Below are 16,431 nucleotides of genomic sequence, written 5' to 3'. Positions count from 1 at the left end.
CTTCGCTCCCCTATCGGAAGAGGTCGTCCGCTCGTACGATGAGCGGGTGGACCGTGCGATGTCGGGACGCACAGACATCACCCGCAGGACTTTGCTGCAGGGTGCTGCGGGCGTGGGTGCGCTCGGCGCAATCGCCGCGGTCTCCGCGCCCGGCAGTGCCGCGCCGTCCGCTTCGGCCATCGTCGTCGGCAGCGGATTCGGTGGTGCCGTTGCAGCTCTCCGACTCGGTCAGGCCGGAATCCGCACCATCGTCTTCGAACGGGGCCGTCGCTGGCCGATCCGCCCGGACGGCAACACTTTCGCCACGTTCACGAGCCCGGACAAGCGGGCCGCCTGGTTCAGTCCCACGGCCGGCATCTCCGGCATCATCCAGGTGCCGGTCGAGCCCTATCCGGGCGTGCTGGAGAAGGTGCAGGGCAACGGACTCGAGGCCGTGTACGGCGCCGGGGTCGGTGGCGGATCACTGGTCTTCGGCGCCTTCTCCGCGCAGCCGGACAAGGCCGACTTCGACCTGGTCTTCCCGGCTGGGACGAACTACGACGAGCTGGCGGCCACCTACTTCCCGCGGGCGCGGCGGATGATCCGTGCGGCGCCGTTGCCACCGGACATCCTCGCCCATCCGAACTATGTCGGTGCCCGATCCTGGATCACCACCGTCGACCGCTACGGGGTGGAACCGACATTCATCGACTACGCGGTGGACTGGGACATCGTCCGCCGCGAACTCGCCGGTGCCGCCCCGCCCGGGATCAGCGTCGGCGACTTGTCGTATGGCGTGAACAGCGGCGCCAAGACATCGGTCGACCACAACTACCTGCCGGCCGCCGAGGCCACCGGTAACGTGTCCATCCGGCCGATGCACGAGGTGTTCGAGATCCGCACCCGCAGTCGGCGACCCGGCTTCGTCGTGCGCGCGCGGGTCATCGACGACCAGCGACGGACGCTGCGGATCGTCACCGCGGAGGCGGACTACCTGTTCATGGCGGCGGGTTCGTTCCACACGACCTCGCTGCTGGTCCGCGCCCGCGCGCAGGGACACCTCCCGCGCCTCTCGCCGCGTATCGGGGACGGGTACGGGGTGAACGGAGATTTCGTCATCCTGCGAACCCCGCTTCGCGATGCGTACGGACCCATCCAGGGCGGGCCCGGCTACGGGCGGATCCGTGAGGATCGACTGCCCGGCGGGCCGGCAGCGATCGTCTATCAGGCCAGTCCGCTGCCGTCCCCTTTCGGCGGCGCCGCCACGACGCACCTCATCCAGGTGCATACCGACGAGCGCGGGACCATCGACTACGACCACTCGACGGGCGGAACACGGATGAACTATCCGTTCCCCGAGGGCACGAGCGTCCTCGACCGGCGTGCCACGGCTTTCGCCGGCCATTTCCATCACATGACCGAGGCGCGGCACGGCTATCCGCAGTTCGGCGTCCCTGTCTACAGCCGAGCATTCGGATTCGGTTCGGGCAGTACGTATCACGCGCTCGGTGGAGTTGTGGTCGGCCAGGCCGCGACCCCCGACGGCGCGGTTCGCGGCTACGACAACCTCTACGTCGTGGACGGCTCGTTCGCGCCGGGCGCGGTCGGCCTCGTCAATCCGTCGCTGACCATCCTGGCCATGGCGGAGCGCACCATGGACCGGTTCCTCGCTTCACGCTGATGCCCGACACGGTGACCACACCCAGGCACAAGGTGATCCAGATCACCCACAGTCCGGTAGGGTTGCCTAACCTAATTTAGGGCGGCTAACGTCCTGCGCGTGAACTCCGACATCCTGCGCACCTCGCCCTTGTCCCGACGAACCCTGATCCGATCGGCGGTCGGCCTCGGGGCGCTCGGAACGGTCGGAGCCGTCAACGTTCGTCCCGCCCACGCGGCGCCGGGCGGCAAGACCGCCATCGTGATCGGGACCGGATTCGGCGGATCGGTGGCGGCGTTACGCCTCGGGCAGGCCGGCTTCACGACGACCGTGTTCGAGCGTGGGCGCCGATGGCCCATCCGACCGGACGGTGACACATTCGCGACGTTCACGCAAACCGACGGCCGCGCAGCATGGTTCAGCGACAGCGTGGGAATCAACTCCACCATCGGCATTCCGGTGGACCACTACCCCGGCATCCTCGACCGGATCAAGGGCAACGGCATCGACGCCGTGTACGGAACCGGCGTGGGTGGCGGATCCCTCGCCTTCGGCGCCTTCACGCCCGTGCCCCGCAAGGAGGACTTCGAGCACGTGTTCCCGGGCCGTGCCGGATACGACGAGCTTGCCTCCACCTACTATCCGCGGGCGACGAAGATGCTCAACGCCTCCGAGCTCCCGGCCGACATCATGGCGCACCCTCGCTACATCGGGACCCGGTCCTGGCGAGAAACCGTGCGCCGGTACGGCAAAGAGCCGGTGAGCTTCAACTATGCGATCGACTGGGACATCGTCCGGGCGGAGCTCGACGGCAGGGTGAAACCCTCCATCATCACCGGCGAACTGGGCTACGGCGTCAACAGCGGCGCCAAGAACTCGACCGACCGCAACTACCTTCCGGCGGCCGAACGAACCGGGAACGTCACGATCAAACCGATGCACGAGGTCTTCGAGATCCGACCACGGGTGCGTCGCCCGGGGTTCGTCGTCAAGGCCCGCGTGATCGACTACGAGTACCGCACGGTCCGAGTGGTCACAGCCGAGGCCGATCACCTCTTCCTCGGTGCCGGTTCGTTCCACACGACTCGGCTGCTGGTCGAGGCGCGCGCCAAGGGCACCCTGCCGAAACTCTCGCCGCGGATCGGTGACGGATTCGGGGCCAACGGCGATTTCCTCACCGCCCGAACAGCTCTCAGCGACGACTACGGAGACATCCAGGGCGGACCCGGATTCGGTCGGCTCTACGAGGACGATCTCCCCGGCGGCCCGGCCTCCATCGTCTACCACTCCACACCGTTGCCGTCGCCGCTCGGCAAGGCCGCGACCACCAATCTGATCCAGGTTCACAGCGACGAACGCGGCACCATCGACTTCGATCACGCGTCGCGCACCGCCGAGATCAACTACCCGTTCCCGGAGGGAAGCAACCTCGACAGGCGCGGGATCGCATTCGCCGAAAGGTTCCGTCAGCGAGCGGAGACCCGGCATGGACGTCCCGGAGGCATCCCGATCTACTCGCGGGCAGCCGGCTTCGGGTCGGCCAGCACCTACCACGGTCTCGGCGGGGTGGTCATGGGCCGGGCGGCGGAGATGGACGGCGCGGTGCGCGGATATGACAACCTCTACGTCGTGGACGGATCGTTCGTCCCCGGTGCCGTCGGTCTCGTGAACCCGTCGTTGACCATCACCGCGCTGGCCGAGCGCACGATGGACAGATTCGTCGCGTCCCACTGACACCGGTTCCGCGACCGGCGTGGTCGTCGTGCGGTACTGTGAGCCAGGACACCGATCGATCGATCGGTAATACGGTTCGAAGTGCCGTCTATCTGTCAGAGGAGTACGAACGTTGTTCCCTGGAGTCTTCGCCAAGTCCACCCCGGACAAGCCCGCCGTCATCCGCGCCGCGACCGGTGAGCAGCTGACCTACCGCGAGTTGGACGAGAACTCGACCCGGATCGCCAACCACCTCGAGACACTCGGGCTCCGTCCGGGCGACACCATCGCGATGATCTCGCCCAACGACCTGCACATGTTCGAGGTCTACTGGGCCGCGCTGCGCAGCGGGCTCTACGTGACGGCGATCAACCATCACCTGACCGCTGTCGAGACCAACTACATCCTCGACGACTGCAACGCGCAGGTCGTGTTCGCGAGCGCGGCCGTCGCCGATGCCGTCGCGGAGACGACGTCGATCGCGGCACTGACGCAGGCGGGTCATCGGATCGCCTGGGGCGGCCGGCTCGACGGGTTCGATGACTACGACGAGGTGTTGGCGTCGGCTTCCGACGCGCCACGCACCGACCAGCCGCGCGGTACCGACATGCTCTATTCCTCGGGCACCACCGGACGCCCCAAGGGGATCCAGACGCCCCTGCCGCAGGGCCAGGTCGACGAGATCCCGGACACCTACACCGCGATCTTCGCCCCGATGTACGGATTCGACACCGAGACCGTGTACCTGTCCCCTGCTCCGCTGTATCATGCTGCGCCGCTTCGCTATTGCGGGACGACCAATTCTGTCGGCGGCACGGTGGTCTTCCTCGATCGCTTCGAGCCGGAGACCGCCCTGGGGGCGATCGAACAGTATCGGGCCACCCACAGCCAGTGGGTGCCGACGATGTTCATCCGGATGCTCAAGCTGCCCGAGGAGATCCGCGGAAAGTACGACGTCAGCAGCATGAAACTCGCCGTACACGCCGCCGCCCCGTGCCCGGTGGAGGTCAAGCGCGCGATGATCGAATGGTGGGGCCCGGTGATCCACGAGTACTACGCGTCCACGGAGGCTGCCGGCGCCACGTTCATCGGTCCGCAGGAAGCGCTGGATCACCCTGGTTCGGTCGGGAAGCCGCTGCTCGGGATCGTTCGCGTCTGCGACGAGGACGGCGCCGAACTGCCCACCGGCGAAGTGGGGCTCGTGTACTTCGAACGTGAGGAAGTGCCCTTCCAGTACCACAACGACCCCGAGAAGACCCGGAAGGCACAGCATCCCGAGCACGAGAACTGGTCCACCACAGGCGATGTCGGCTATGTCGACGACGAGGGCTATCTGTACCTCACCGATCGCAAGGCATTCATGATCATCTCCGGCGGTGTCAACATCTATCCGCAGGAGGCGGAGAACGTGTTGATCAACCATCCGGCCGTGTTCGACGTGGCGGTCATCGGTGTTCCGGACGACGACCTCGGCGAGGTCGCCAAGGCCTGTGTACAGCTCGCACCCGAGTACACGGCGTCGCCGCAGCTGGCCGACGAACTGCTCGACTACACGAAGGAGTCGATCGCCGCGTACAAGGCGCCACGTTCGGTGGACTTCGTCGGCGATCTGCCGCGCACTCCGACCGGCAAGCTGGTGAAAGGCGAACTGCGCAAGCAGTACTGGCCGCAGAAGGTCTGATCAGGCGAGTTCGATGAGTTCCTGATACTCGTCGGACCAGTGGTCCTCGGTACCGTCGGGAAGCAGGATCACGCGCTGCGGATCCAGTGCGGCGGCCGCGCCGGGATCGTGGGTCACCAACACCACGGCACCGGTGTAGCTGCGCAGCGCATCGAGAACCTGTTCGCGCGAGATCGGGTCGAGGTTGTTGGTGGGCTCGTCGAGGAGCAGTACGTTGGCCGCCGACGACACCAGCCCGGCCAGGGTGAGCCGGGTCTTCTCGCCGCCCGACAACGTGCCGGCCGGCTGGTCGAGCTGAGCACCGCTGAACATGAACGCGCCCAGCAGTCCTCGAAGATCCTGCTCCCCCGCGTCCGGCGCGGCATGACGGATGTTCTCCCACACCGTCGACATGTCGTCGAGCGTGTCGTGCTCCTGCGCGAAGTAGCCGACCTTGAGGCCGTAGCCGGGCTCCAGGGCGCCGCGGTCGGGCTTCTCGACCCCGGCGAGCAACTTGAGCAACGTCGTCTTGCCCGCGCCGTTGAGACCGAGAACCACCACTCGGCTGCCCTTGTCGATCGCCAGATCGACGCCGGTGAAGATCTCTAGTGACCCATACGTTTTCGTGAGACCACTGGCCATCAGCGGGGTCTTGCCGCACGTCGCGGGCTCCGGGAAACGGATGCGCGCCGTGCGATCGGCCACGCGCTCCTCGTCGAGCGCGTCGATCATCCGGTCGGCGCGTTTGAGCATGTTCTGCGCCGCGGTGGCCTTCGTCGCCTTGGCCCCGAGTTTCGCCGCCTGCGCACGCAACGCGCTCGCCTTCTTCTCGGCGTTGGCACGTTCACGCTTCCGCCGCTGCTCGTCGGTGGCCCGCGCATCGAGATAACGCTTCCAGCCCATGTTGTAGACATCGGCCTCGCCGCGGACCGCGTCGAGGAACCAGACCCGGTTCACCACGTCGGCCAGGAGGTCGACGTCGTGGCTGATCACCACCAGACCGCCCTCGTGGTTCTGCAGGAAACCACGAAGCCAGGTGATGGAGTCGGCGTCGAGGTGGTTGGTCGGCTCGTCGAGCAGAAGTGTGGTGTCCGACTTCCCGGAACCGTCGGACGCGGCGAAGAGGATGCGCGCCAGCTCGATGCGACGTCGCTGCCCGCCGGACAGCGTACGCAGCGGCTGGCCCAGTACGCGGTCGGGCAGGCCGAGGCTGTGGCAGATGCGGGCCGCCTCGGACTCGGCCATGTAGCCGCCGAGGGACGAGAACCGTTCTTCGAGTTGGCCGTATTTGCGGACCGCCTTGTCACGGATGCGATCGTCGGCGGCCTCGGCCATCAGGGCCTGTTGTTTCTCCATCTGCCGCAGAATCGAGTCGAGGCCCCGCGCCGACAGGACACGGTCCTTGGCGAGGACGTCGAGGTCGCCTTCCTTCGGGTCCTGCGGAAGGTAGCCGAGCTCTCCGCTGCGGATGATCTCCCCCGCGTAGGGGTCGGTCTCGCCCGCCAGAATCCGGAGTGTCGTCGTCTTGCCGGCGCCATTGCGGCCGACAAGTCCGATCCGGTCACCCGGCTGGATACGCAGCGCATCTCCGGGCGCCGCCAGCAGGGTCCGCGCGCCCGCTCGAACTTCCAGGTCGGTCGCGGTGATCACGGCGAATCAGTCTACCCGGCAGACGCCAGCGGATTTCCCGGCTGACCCGGCCCCAACCGGTGACCCGGCGGATACGGTGAGGGCGTGAGTGAACCGCAACGCACCTCGACACTGATCTCCCCGTCCGCCGACCTGACCGGCAAGACCGCCGTGGTGACCGGCGCCAGTCGCGGAATCGGCCTGGCCATCGCCACCGAACTGGCCCGACGCGGCGCGTCGGTCGTCATCACCGCCCGCAAACCCGAGCCCCTGGCGTCCGCTGCCGACGAGATCCGGGCAGCGGTCGAGGGAGCCACGGTCGTGGCGGCACCCGGCAATGCCGGTGACGAATCTCACCGCGCGGCGGCCGTCGCCGAGGCCGTCGCACTCGGCGGCATCGACATCCTGGTGAACAACACCGGCATCAACCCCATCATGGGTCCGTTGATGGATGCCGACCTCAATGCGGTCCGCAAGATCTTCGACGTCAACGTCGCCGGCACCCTCGGGTTCATCCAGGAGGCCTATCGGGCCGGGATGCGCGACACGGGCGGCTCGATCGTCAACATCTCCTCGGTGGCGGGACTCCGATCCACCGGTGCGATCGCCGCGTACGGGGCGTCGAAGGCGGCACTGATCCGGCTCACCGAAGAGCTCGCATGGGAACTCGGACCACGAATCCGGGTGAACGCGATCGCCCCGTCAGTCGTGCGGACGCAGTTCGCGTCCGGGCTGATCGCCGGTGAGAACGAGTCACGTGTGGCCGCCGGGTACCCCATGGACCGCATCGGCGAACCAGAGGACGTGGCGCGGGCCGTGGCCTTCCTGGCCGGCGACGAGTCGGCCTGGATCACCGGTGAGACCCTGCGTGTCGACGGCGGCATGATGGCGACCGGCGGCGCATGACCGGCTGCGGCGCATGACTTCTGACCGCAGGTGACCCGGCGCGTCACGGTTCTGGGGGCGGGGCCGGCGGGACGCGGCGTCGCCCATCGCATGATGGTCGCCGGCCTCGCCGTGACGGTTGTCGAGGCCCACCCGGACCGGGCATGGCACGCGACCTACGCCTGCTGGAGCGACGAGCTCCCGGCATGGCTGGATCCGACGGCAATCGGCGCCCAGGTCGACTCGGTACACGTGATCGGCACGACCGCCGTCGAGGTGGACCGCGGCTACACCGTGTGCGACACAGCGGCGTTGCAACGCACCCTCACCCTCGACGACGCGCACGTCGTCCAGGGACGCGTCGTCGCAGTCGACGGCGAGCGTGTCCGACTGGCCGACGGAACATCCGTCACCGGTGACGTGGTGATCGACTGCCGCGGCACCGCGATCAGAGACGCGCCGCGGCAGACCGCGTTCGGGATCGTCGTCGACGCGGCCACCGCCGAGAGATACCTGGACGGCGCGGCCGCGGTGATCATGGATTGGCGTGCCGGTCGGATTGTGAACCGCGACGAACTCCCGAGCTTTCTCTACGCCGTCCCGCTCGGCCACGGCGAGTTCCTCCTCGAGGAGACGTGCCTGGCCGGGCATCCGGCGCTGCCTCTCGACGAACTCGAACGGCGACTGTACCGCCGCCTCGGTTCTCTCGCGGACGGCGCACGTCGCACCGAACGCGTGACCTTTCCGCTCATCGCGTCCGGCCGGCGGCCGTGGCGACTCCGGCCGTTCCCGTTCGGCGCCGCCGGCGGATTCGTCCATCCGACGACGGGCTACAGCGTCGCCGCCGCACTGCGCACCGCCGATGACCTGGTCGGCGCGGTACTCGATGGCGCAGACCCCGCCCGTCGGGTCTGGTCGTCGTCTGCCCGTGCCGTCTATGAACTCCGGCTGCGCGGGCTGGGTGTGCTGCTGCGTCTGGACCCGGTCCAGACCACACGGTTCTTCGAAGCGTTCTTCGCGATGCCGGTCGCCCGACAGCGCAGCTACCTGAGCCACCGCGACGATCTGGCGGGAACACTCGCCGCCATGACCCGGGTATTCGCTCGCCTCGACACCTCGATGCGAGCGACCGTTGCGCGCGCGAGCGCGGCGTCGCCGAGCGCGAGCATCCCCGGTTGGGATGCCAACTGAGCGTCACCTACACTAGGTTAGCCTTGCCTCACACGGGGCTGTTCTTATCTTTCAGAGGAGACGATCGGTGCCCCCTCCCGCCGCCGGCGCCCACGGTCCCGTCACACCGCAGACTTCCGCCACCTGCGCTGGTTCGGTCAGTCTTTGCGTCGTGATCTGCTGCTACACCACCGAACGCTGGGACATCGCCTCGCGCGGGATGGACGCGGTCGCCCGTCAGCTCGGTGCCGACGACCGGCTGATCGTCGTTGTCGACCACAACGAGGACCTCCGCCGGCGCCTGGAGCGGCGATTCGACGGCGATGCCACCCCCGCGTTGCGCGCCGATCAGATCGTGATCGCCGACAACACGTTCGCGAACGGTTTGTCGGGCGCACGCAACGCGGGTTTGGCACTCGCGACCGAGGATGTCGTCGTGTTTCTCGACGACGACGCCGTCGCCAGGCCCGACGCACTGTCGGAGGTCCGGGCCGCCTTCGCCGACGACACGACCCTCGCGATCGGCGGCGGCGTGCACGCGGACTGGGCCGGCGCCACGCCCGGCTGGTTTCCCGACGAGTTCGGTTGGGTCGTCGGCTGCGACTATCGCGGGATCGCCGCCGACGGAGCCGAGATCCGCAACCCGATCGGCGCCGCCATGGCGGCACGCCGAGCCGAACTCACCAAGATCGGCGGCTTCGACAGCGAACTCGGCAGAGTCGGCTCCGTGCCCGCGGGCTGCGAGGAGACGCTGATGGGCATCGAGCTGGGCCGGGCGTTTCCCGACGGACACATCCTGCGACGGAGTGCGTTCGGCGTCGACCATCGCGTCCCGGAGAACCGGGCCGACCTCCGCTATTTCCTCTCTCGGTGCCGCCACGAGGGGCAGTCGAAAGCGGTGCTCAGCAAGCTGGCAGGGCCGTCCAGCGCGTTGTCGGCCGAGGTCACGTTCCTTGCGACCACCGTGACGACGGGCATCGCCCGCTACCTCGGCCAGCTGGTCCGCGGAGACCTGACGGCAGCTGCGCGCCTGGCGATGCTGCTCGTCGGGGTCGCGATGACGGTGCTCGGCACCGCAGTCGGGAGCGTGACCGGCCGCGCGTCGAAGGCGACCGAGCCGGCCACTCCCCCGAGTGATCCGGTGTCCGTCGACGATCTCGTCTCCGTCGTCATCCCGACAGTGGGCCGGGACTTCCTGCCGTCCACGGTGCACGCCGTCCTGGCCCAGGACCACCCGAACCTTCAAGTCATCGTCGTCGACAATCGTCCGGAGCGGGGAGATGCGCGCATGCTGGTGTCCGGCATCACCGACGCCCGCCTTCGTGTGGTCGATCAGCCGCACCCGGGTGTGTCCGCCGCCCGCAACGCGGGTATCGCCGCCGCGAATGGTCGGGTGATCGCGTTCACCGACGACGACGCCATCCCGGACATCGACTGGGTGACCCGGATCGTGCAGACCTTCGCCGCCGACACCACGGGCACCCTCGGCGTGGTCAGCGGCCGGGTGTTCACCGCCGGGTCGACCAACGAGATCCAGGGCTGGTTCGAGGCGACCGGCATGTTCGACAAGGGCCCCGACCCCACCGTGTGGTCCATGAATCCCGCGGCAGCGCATCAGGTCCTCGGCGACGAGGGACCCACGGGCGTCTTCTTCCCCTACGTCGCGGGACAATTCGGGTCCGGCAACAACATGGCCTTCACTCGGGAGGCGCTGGAGTCCATCGGCGGCTTCGACGAACGACTCGGAACCGGCACACCGTCAAGGGGTGGCGAAGATCTCGACAGCTTCCGAGCCGCGATCCTCGCCGGATGGACGATCTGCTACCGCCCCGAGATGATCGTGCGGCATCATCACCGGGACACCATGGCCGCGCTCCGTGCCCAGTGCTACGGATATGGCACCGGCATGGCGGCGTCGTTGACGAAGGTTCTGGGATCGCGTCATGCGCTCGGTGTCCTCAAGTGCATGCCCCTGGGTTTGTGGCTGGTGTTCTCCCCCAAATCGTCCCGCAACGAGATCTTCCCGGACGCCTGGCCCCGGCATCTGCGCGTGATCGAGCAGTTGGGCTACCTCGCGGGCCCGCTGCTCTACCTGCGAACCCACGCACGGTTGCGCAACCGACGCCGGTGCAGCACACCGAGCGGAAAGCCGTGAGCCTCACGGTTTCCGATCGCGCCGACGCACCGGTCAAGGAGTCGCCGATCGCCTACGGCTGGTCGCCGCGCTTCGGATTGACCTTCAGTGTCGTTCTCGCCTGCGCGTCACTCGTCCTCACGCTCCTGCAAGCGGCGGCCCCCGACGGCCTCCCGCCCACCGCGATCAGGGTCGTGGTGGTCGTCGCAGCGGTACTGTTCCTGCCGGGCATCCCGCTCGTCGTGGCGCTCCGCATCCCGGGGAGGGCGCTGAGCACCGTCCTCGCGGTCTCGGTGTCGGTGTCGGTCAATGCCCTTGCGACACAGGTGAGCATCGTCGCCGAGTGGTGGAGCCCGCTGCGCACTCAGACCGTTCTTCTCGCCGCCAGCCTGGTGGCCTGCGCGCTCGCGCGTCGCACGGTCGCCGACCGCACCGTCACGGGTCGCACCGGACTGGGTCGCGGCAGCTGGACCGGCCGGCGGGGCGTCGAGTTGCTCGTCCTGGCCGTCGCCGTGGTGCTGTTCGTCGCGAGTGCACGACAGATCGACGTGCTCGACGCCGGCCGATTCGGGGTCATCACCGAAGTCGGTCCGTGGTACGTCCTCGGACTCATCCTGATCGCCGGTGTCGTCGTGTCGGCGCTGCGCGCTCGGCGACTGGACACCGTCGTGCTCAGCGCCGCGACCACTGTCATCATCACCTACAACACGATGCTGGTCGGAATGGCGACCGGGCACACCTCGATCCCGACGTCCTTCGTGCACCGAGGCTTCATCGCGACGCTCGCCGAATCACATCACCTGCCGGCACAGATCGATGCGCGCTTCAGTTGGGCGGGCTTCTTCTCGTTGAGCGCGCACGTACAGACCCTCACCGGCCTGCCCGACATCACGGACCTGATGGTGTGGGCACCGTTGGTGTCCGGGGTGATCTTGTCGTTCGGGCTCTACGCCGTCGCCATCGCGATCACCGGGCGGGCACGGATCGCTTGGCTCGCGGTGTTCCTCTATCACGGCACGAACTGGTACCAGCAGGACTATTTCGCACCACAGGCGATGGCGATGATCGGTTACACGGCGATCATCGCGACGCTGTTCTGGCAGTTGCGCAGAGCTCCGCTCCCGCCCCTCGACGGCACCACCCGCATCGCACGTGTCCGTCAGTCCCTCGCCCGCACGCCGGGTCTCGTGCCCGGCTTCGGGCCCGGCCGGACCCTGGCCATCGGCGCCGTACTGCTGTTGATCATCACCGCCAACACGGTGTCACACCAGATGACACCCATGCTGACCATTCTCGCTCTGGCCGCGTTCGCCGCCGCGGGCGCAACTCGCTACCGAACCCTCTGGCTGGCAGCAGGTCTCATCTTCGCCGCGTGGTTCACCTACGGCGCGACGGATTACTGGTGGGGCCACCTGCCGGCGGTCGTCAGCGAGATCGGCCAGGTCGGGCAGTCGGTGAACGCCGGCGTCGGCGACCGTCTCAGCGGCGACCCCGTCTATCAACGCATGCAATACCTGCGGATGGCCGCGTCCGGCGGTTTTGTCCTGCTGGCGTTCTTCGGGTGGTGCGTGTGGCGTCGCAAGCGCGCCTGGGCGGTCGGCGGCCTGGTCTGCGCGGCGCCGTTCGTCCTGGTGTTCCTGCAGAGCTACGGCGGCGAGATGATCATCCGCGCATTCCTCCTCGCCTCCCCGACCGTTGCGCCGTTCGCCGCACTCGCGCTCGCGCTGATCGCCCCGCGGGTGCGCTCGTGGTATCGACCGGCCGCGGTGACGGTGGCCGTCGTCGCAGTCACGCTGGTCGGATTGGTGGAGACCACCAACCGCGGCCTCAACACCGCCTTCGAGGCGTCGACGCGCGACGAGGTGGTCGTGACCGATGTGCTCGTCGATCAGGCGCCCCCCGAGACTCGGGTCATGAGTTTCGGTTACGCACCGCAGAGCGTGGGCGTCCGACGCATCCTGGATCCGAACGGTCCCGAGTTCTTCTCTGTCGACAGCTACTCGTGCCTCGACGACCTGTCCGTGTGCTCGACAGAGCGGATGCCCGACTACATCTACATCCCTCGTCAGGGCCTGCAGATGATGGCGCTGCAGTACGGGGTGTCGCTGTCCGAAGTGCACGACGAGATCGACGCGATCATCGCCTCCGGTGATTACATGACGGATGTCAGCACACCGTCGGTGACGGTCCTGCGGCACACCACCGCACCGTCGATCGACTATTCCGACGTCCTCGGCGCCAACTACGAACGCGAATGGAACTGACATGCCGACCTTCTTCTTCGTCACCGCGGGTCTGCTCCTGCTGTGCGCAGATCTCTTGCGCGAGTTCGAGGTCGGCTCAGCGGGAACAATCGGCCGCAGTGCCGCGGCGCACCGGCTGACGATCGCGGTGGCGGTCTGTACCGTGATCACCGCCTACTTCACCCTCATGCGACTCTCCGAGGCACTGTGACCCCACTGCGACCGCAGCGGCTTCTGCGTGCCGCCCTGGTGACGGTGGTCGCCGCGGTGTCCGGTGCGTGCACCACCATGTCATCGGCGGACGACCGCCCTGGCGAACCCGAGCCCACGTCGACCTGCGTGGCCCCGGGCGCGGTCAGCGGTGTCGGCGCTCCCTCCTCGGCCGGTCCGGCCTGGCAGCAGACATTCGTCGACGAGTTCCACAGGTGCGCGCTCGGTGACGACTGGGGAACCTATTCGGGCAGTCCGGGCGGCAATCCGGTCGGCGAGTGGGATGGGTCGATGGTGTCGGTGGTCGACGGGACGTTGCGCCTCGGTGCGGAGCGCACGTCCTCCGGATGGGTCACCGGCGGGGTCTCCAACTATCCGGTGACACAGACCTACGGTCGATGGGAGGTGCGGATGCGCGCCGACCGCAGCGCCGACCTGTCGTATCACCTGCTGCTCTGGCCGAAGAACGAACAGTGGCCACCCGAGATCGATTTCGCGGAGTCGGTGTCGCCGGAGCGAACCGAGATGTCGGCGTTCGTGCACTGGAAGCAGGACGGGGAGAACCGAAAGGCGAACGCCGACACCGACGGCCGTTTCGCCCAGTGGCACACCGTCGGGGTCGAATGGCTTCCCGGGCTCATCCGGTACCTGCTCGACGGCAAGGTCTGGGCGGAGGTGCGGTCGTCGACGATGGTGCCGAGCACACCGATGTGGCTGGGCATGCAGGTCGAGGCCGGAGCATGTGAGCGCCGTGAGGACTGGGGAATGTCACCGTGCGCCAACGACGAACCGCGGCCACAGAGCGCTGCGGTCGAGATCGACTGGGTGGCCGTCTATCGACCGAGTGCGGACTTCGCCGCCCACGCCGGCGAGTACTTCCTCCCGACACCGGGAGCGATCCAGATCAGCGACTGAATCAGCTGTGCTGCACCTGATCCTGATCCTGGTCGGCCCACCGGCGGTCCCGGCCGCTCAGAATGCGGATCAACGGGATCGCCACCACCACCGTCGTCAATCCCTCGGCGACGATGAGGCCCCACCCGGCCCCCTGCAGTCCGTGGCGCGAGATCCACACCGTGCACAACGTGAGCATGACCGTGGCATTGAGAACTTGGACGAGCAGAGCCGGCAACAGTTTCCGGCGAACCCGGCAGATCGCCGTGAAGGCGAGTCCGGCCACGGCAAGTGGCAGCGCGAGGGCCGCCAGTCGCATCAGTGGTGTTCCCGCGCTTGCGTACCCGGGCCCCGCGAGCTGCAGCAGAAACGGCCCGACGGTGAGAAGGCCGATCGACGAGACCCCGGCGACCAACGCGAGGATCCCGACGAACCGACGGGTCAACGACACGACGTCGCCCGGTTGTGCCGACGCGGCCGCCACGTAGGGCCCCATCAGCATGGTCATCAACACGATCACGGCGCTCACCAAGGACCAGACGATGGCGAAGTACGCGTTCTCCTCGGCGCCGACCAGACCGATCACCACGGGCGGCAGAATCAACGGGGTGAGCGCGGTGGCGACGTAGATGCCGAAGTTCCCGGCGATGAACCGTCGCTGATCCGACCACGGTGGCATGGTCACACTGTCGGTGGGTGGTGTCTGCGCCGCGACCAGCAGTGCGCGCCGGATGACCACCCACAGGACGACTGCCAGGACGATCGCGGTGAGCACCCAGCTCAAGATCATCCCGAGTCGCCCGGCGACCGACGCGACCCCGGCAGCCACGAGCAGCTTCAGCACGGCGTGTGCGATGTTCTTGCGCGCCGCCCAGTCGGCGCGCTGCATTGCGATCGATACGTGGTCGAGCAGGGCGAAGCCCGACAGGACGACGACCACCACCGGGAACAGCGCCATCTGAGCGGACGTGGCGAACATCTCGTCGGTCGGCCCAACCACCAAGAAGCCCAGCGAGAGAACGGCTCCGACCGTCGCGCCGACGACGAGGCCCCGCGTGGGCAGGCTCAGGCTCTGCGCACCTGCGACCGGGAGAAATCTCTCGAAGTAGGCGCCCAGGCCGAGATTGCCGAACGCCGACAACACCGTAGCGGTGGTGATCACTGCCGCCGCAGCGCCCACTTCCGTCGCCGGGTAGAGCCGGCCCATGACGATCCAGTACACGAGCCCCACACCGGCGGTGACCACACCGGAGACCGCAAGGGCCAGTGAGTTGCGCTCGATCCCAGGAGCGGCGGACGTCCTCACCCGGCGAGTTCGTCGGCCGGTTCGACCGTCACACCACTGCCGGCCCGAACCCCATGGCGCTGCGCCGACGAATGGGCCCTCCAGTGCTGCCATTCCTGATTGATGGTGCGCAACACCCGCATTCCGTCGCTGTAGGCGTTGAGATTGCTGCGTCCGTGCAGACGCGGGCCCTCGAAACTGCCGACCTCGGTGATCGCGAGTCCGGCCGTTGCCATCCGGACGTTGATGACCGTCTCGATCTCGAAACCGTCACCCCATTGCGCGCGCCGGTATCTGGTGGGTGGGAGTTCCATGCATTCGGCGTGACGTGCCCAGAATGCATTGTAGCCGTAGCAGAGATCGCTGAACTCGGTGCGGAAGACCGCGTTGACGATGCCGTTGAGCACCTTGTTCCCCGCGCGGCGCAGAGCGGTGATGTCGGTGCTGCCGCCGGCACCGACGAATCGGCTTCCCTTCGCCAGATCGGCACCGTCGACGAGCGCCTGCACGAACAACGGGATCTCGGCCGGATCGGTGGATCCGTCGGCGTCGATCATCACGATGATGTCGCCGGTGCAGTGCTCGACACCGCAGGCGATCGCATTACCTTTGCCGGAGCGTGTCTGCGTGACGAACGTCGCGTCCGGCCACAGTCGACGTGCCACGGCCACCGTGTCGTCTGCGGAGTTTCCATCCACGAAGACGATCTGGTCGACCGCGTCGTCGGGCATCCGGAAGGCCACGTATGGCAGGTTCTTGGCTTCGTTCATCGCCGGGATGACGACCGACACCGTCGGCCGTGGTTTCGTCGGATCCGTGACCGAAGGATTGTTCGTCGTCCCGGTCGCTGGAAATGCTCCCGATGCATCACCGTGCGTATCGTGCATCGCTGCCCCATCATCGCCTGTAGAAGTCGCTATGCGACCGTCGTCGACGGCCGCATGAATAAGGTAACCCTTACCAAACTTT

At 67.5% G+C, this 16,431-nt stretch carries 12 protein-coding genes; 9 read left to right on the top strand and 3 right to left on the bottom strand.

Translation table 11 applies throughout. The features are described from left to right. Positions 1–58: 58 nt before the first annotated feature. From V1Y59_RS08065 to V1Y59_RS08055, 3 genes are all read left to right on the top strand, one after another. On the top strand, positions 59–1,660 hold the full coding sequence (locus tag V1Y59_RS08065) for a GMC oxidoreductase (protein WP_330504289.1): 1,602 nt from the start codon (positions 59–61) through the stop codon (positions 1,658–1,660). A gap of 99 nt (positions 1,661–1,759) precedes the next feature. Further along, a complete protein-coding gene (locus tag V1Y59_RS08060; protein WP_330504288.1) occupies positions 1,760–3,373 on the top strand; it encodes a GMC oxidoreductase in 1,614 nt (537 codons plus the stop codon). 112 nt (positions 3,374–3,485) lie between these two features. Further along, positions 3,486–5,033 (top strand): acyl-CoA synthetase, encoded by a 1,548-nt coding sequence (locus tag V1Y59_RS08055; RefSeq protein ID WP_330504287.1) that lies wholly within the window; start codon positions 3,486–3,488, stop codon positions 5,031–5,033. Here V1Y59_RS08055 and V1Y59_RS08050 read toward each other — a convergent pair whose 3' ends face one another. After that, positions 5,034–6,662 (bottom strand): ABC-F family ATP-binding cassette domain-containing protein, encoded by a 1,629-nt coding sequence (locus V1Y59_RS08050; RefSeq protein WP_330504286.1) that lies wholly within the window; start codon positions 6,660–6,662, stop codon positions 5,034–5,036. It abuts the gene before it with no gap. Between the two features lie 84 nt (positions 6,663–6,746). On the opposite strand from V1Y59_RS08050, the gene V1Y59_RS08045 reads away from it, so the two are divergent. The 6 genes from V1Y59_RS08045 (at position 6,747) to V1Y59_RS08020 (ending at position 14,198) form a co-directional block, all read left to right on the top strand. After that, complete coding sequence (locus V1Y59_RS08045; protein WP_330504285.1) at positions 6,747–7,547, top strand: SDR family oxidoreductase; 801 nt, start codon at positions 6,747–6,749, stop codon at positions 7,545–7,547. 30 nt (positions 7,548–7,577) lie between these two features. Then, complete coding sequence (locus tag V1Y59_RS08040) at positions 7,578–8,717, top strand: lycopene cyclase family protein (protein WP_330504284.1); 1,140 nt, start codon at positions 7,578–7,580, stop codon at positions 8,715–8,717. Between the two features lie 67 nt (positions 8,718–8,784). Further along, entirely contained in the window at positions 8,785–10,851 is a 2,067-nt protein-coding gene (locus V1Y59_RS08035; protein WP_330504283.1) for a glycosyltransferase family 2 protein, read from the top strand. Beyond that, complete coding sequence (locus V1Y59_RS08030; RefSeq protein WP_330504282.1) at positions 10,848–13,094, top strand: hypothetical protein; 2,247 nt, start codon at positions 10,848–10,850, stop codon at positions 13,092–13,094. Before V1Y59_RS08035 ends, V1Y59_RS08030 begins: the two co-directional genes overlap by 4 nt. A gap of 1 nt (position 13,095) precedes the next feature. Further along, a complete protein-coding gene (locus tag V1Y59_RS08025) occupies positions 13,096–13,284 on the top strand; it encodes a hypothetical protein (RefSeq protein ID WP_330504281.1) in 189 nt (62 codons plus the stop codon). After that, a complete protein-coding gene (locus V1Y59_RS08020) occupies positions 13,281–14,198 on the top strand; it encodes a glycoside hydrolase family 16 protein (RefSeq protein WP_330504280.1) in 918 nt (305 codons plus the stop codon). The genes V1Y59_RS08025 and V1Y59_RS08020 overlap by 4 nt, the downstream gene beginning before the upstream one ends. Position 14,199: 1 nt before the next feature. Here the strand turns inward: V1Y59_RS08020 and V1Y59_RS08015 are convergent, their stop codons facing one another. Beyond that, the gene (locus V1Y59_RS08015; RefSeq protein ID WP_330504279.1) at positions 14,200–15,483 is read right to left on the bottom strand and encodes a lipopolysaccharide biosynthesis protein; all 1,284 of its coding nucleotides are present in this window, start codon (positions 15,481–15,483) and stop codon (positions 14,200–14,202) included. After that, complete coding sequence (locus tag V1Y59_RS08010; protein ID WP_431309126.1) at positions 15,480–16,349, bottom strand: glycosyltransferase family 2 protein; 870 nt, start codon at positions 16,347–16,349, stop codon at positions 15,480–15,482. The genes V1Y59_RS08015 and V1Y59_RS08010 overlap by 4 nt, the downstream gene beginning before the upstream one ends. Between the last annotated feature and the right edge of the window lie 82 nt (positions 16,350–16,431).

Source organism: Gordonia prachuapensis, from assembly GCF_036350515.1.
Classification (GTDB): Bacteria; Actinomycetota; Actinomycetes; order Mycobacteriales; family Mycobacteriaceae; genus Gordonia; species Gordonia prachuapensis.
The sequence above is the reverse complement of the archived record's forward strand: the minus strand, read 5'-3'. Positions and strand labels throughout refer to the sequence as shown.

Bases quoted from the DNA above. Each gene is read 5' to 3' on its own strand.
- V1Y59_RS08065 (WP_330504289.1), top strand. From the start codon at position 59: ATGTCGGGACGCACAGACATCACCCGCAGGACTTTGCTGCAGGGTGCT.
- V1Y59_RS08025 (WP_330504281.1), top strand. From the start codon at position 13,096: ATGCCGACCTTCTTCTTCGTCACCGCGGGTCTGCTCCTGCTGTGCGCA.
- V1Y59_RS08010 (WP_431309126.1), bottom strand. From the start codon at position 16,349: ATGCACGATACGCACGGTGATGCATCGGGAGCATTTCCAGCGACCGGG.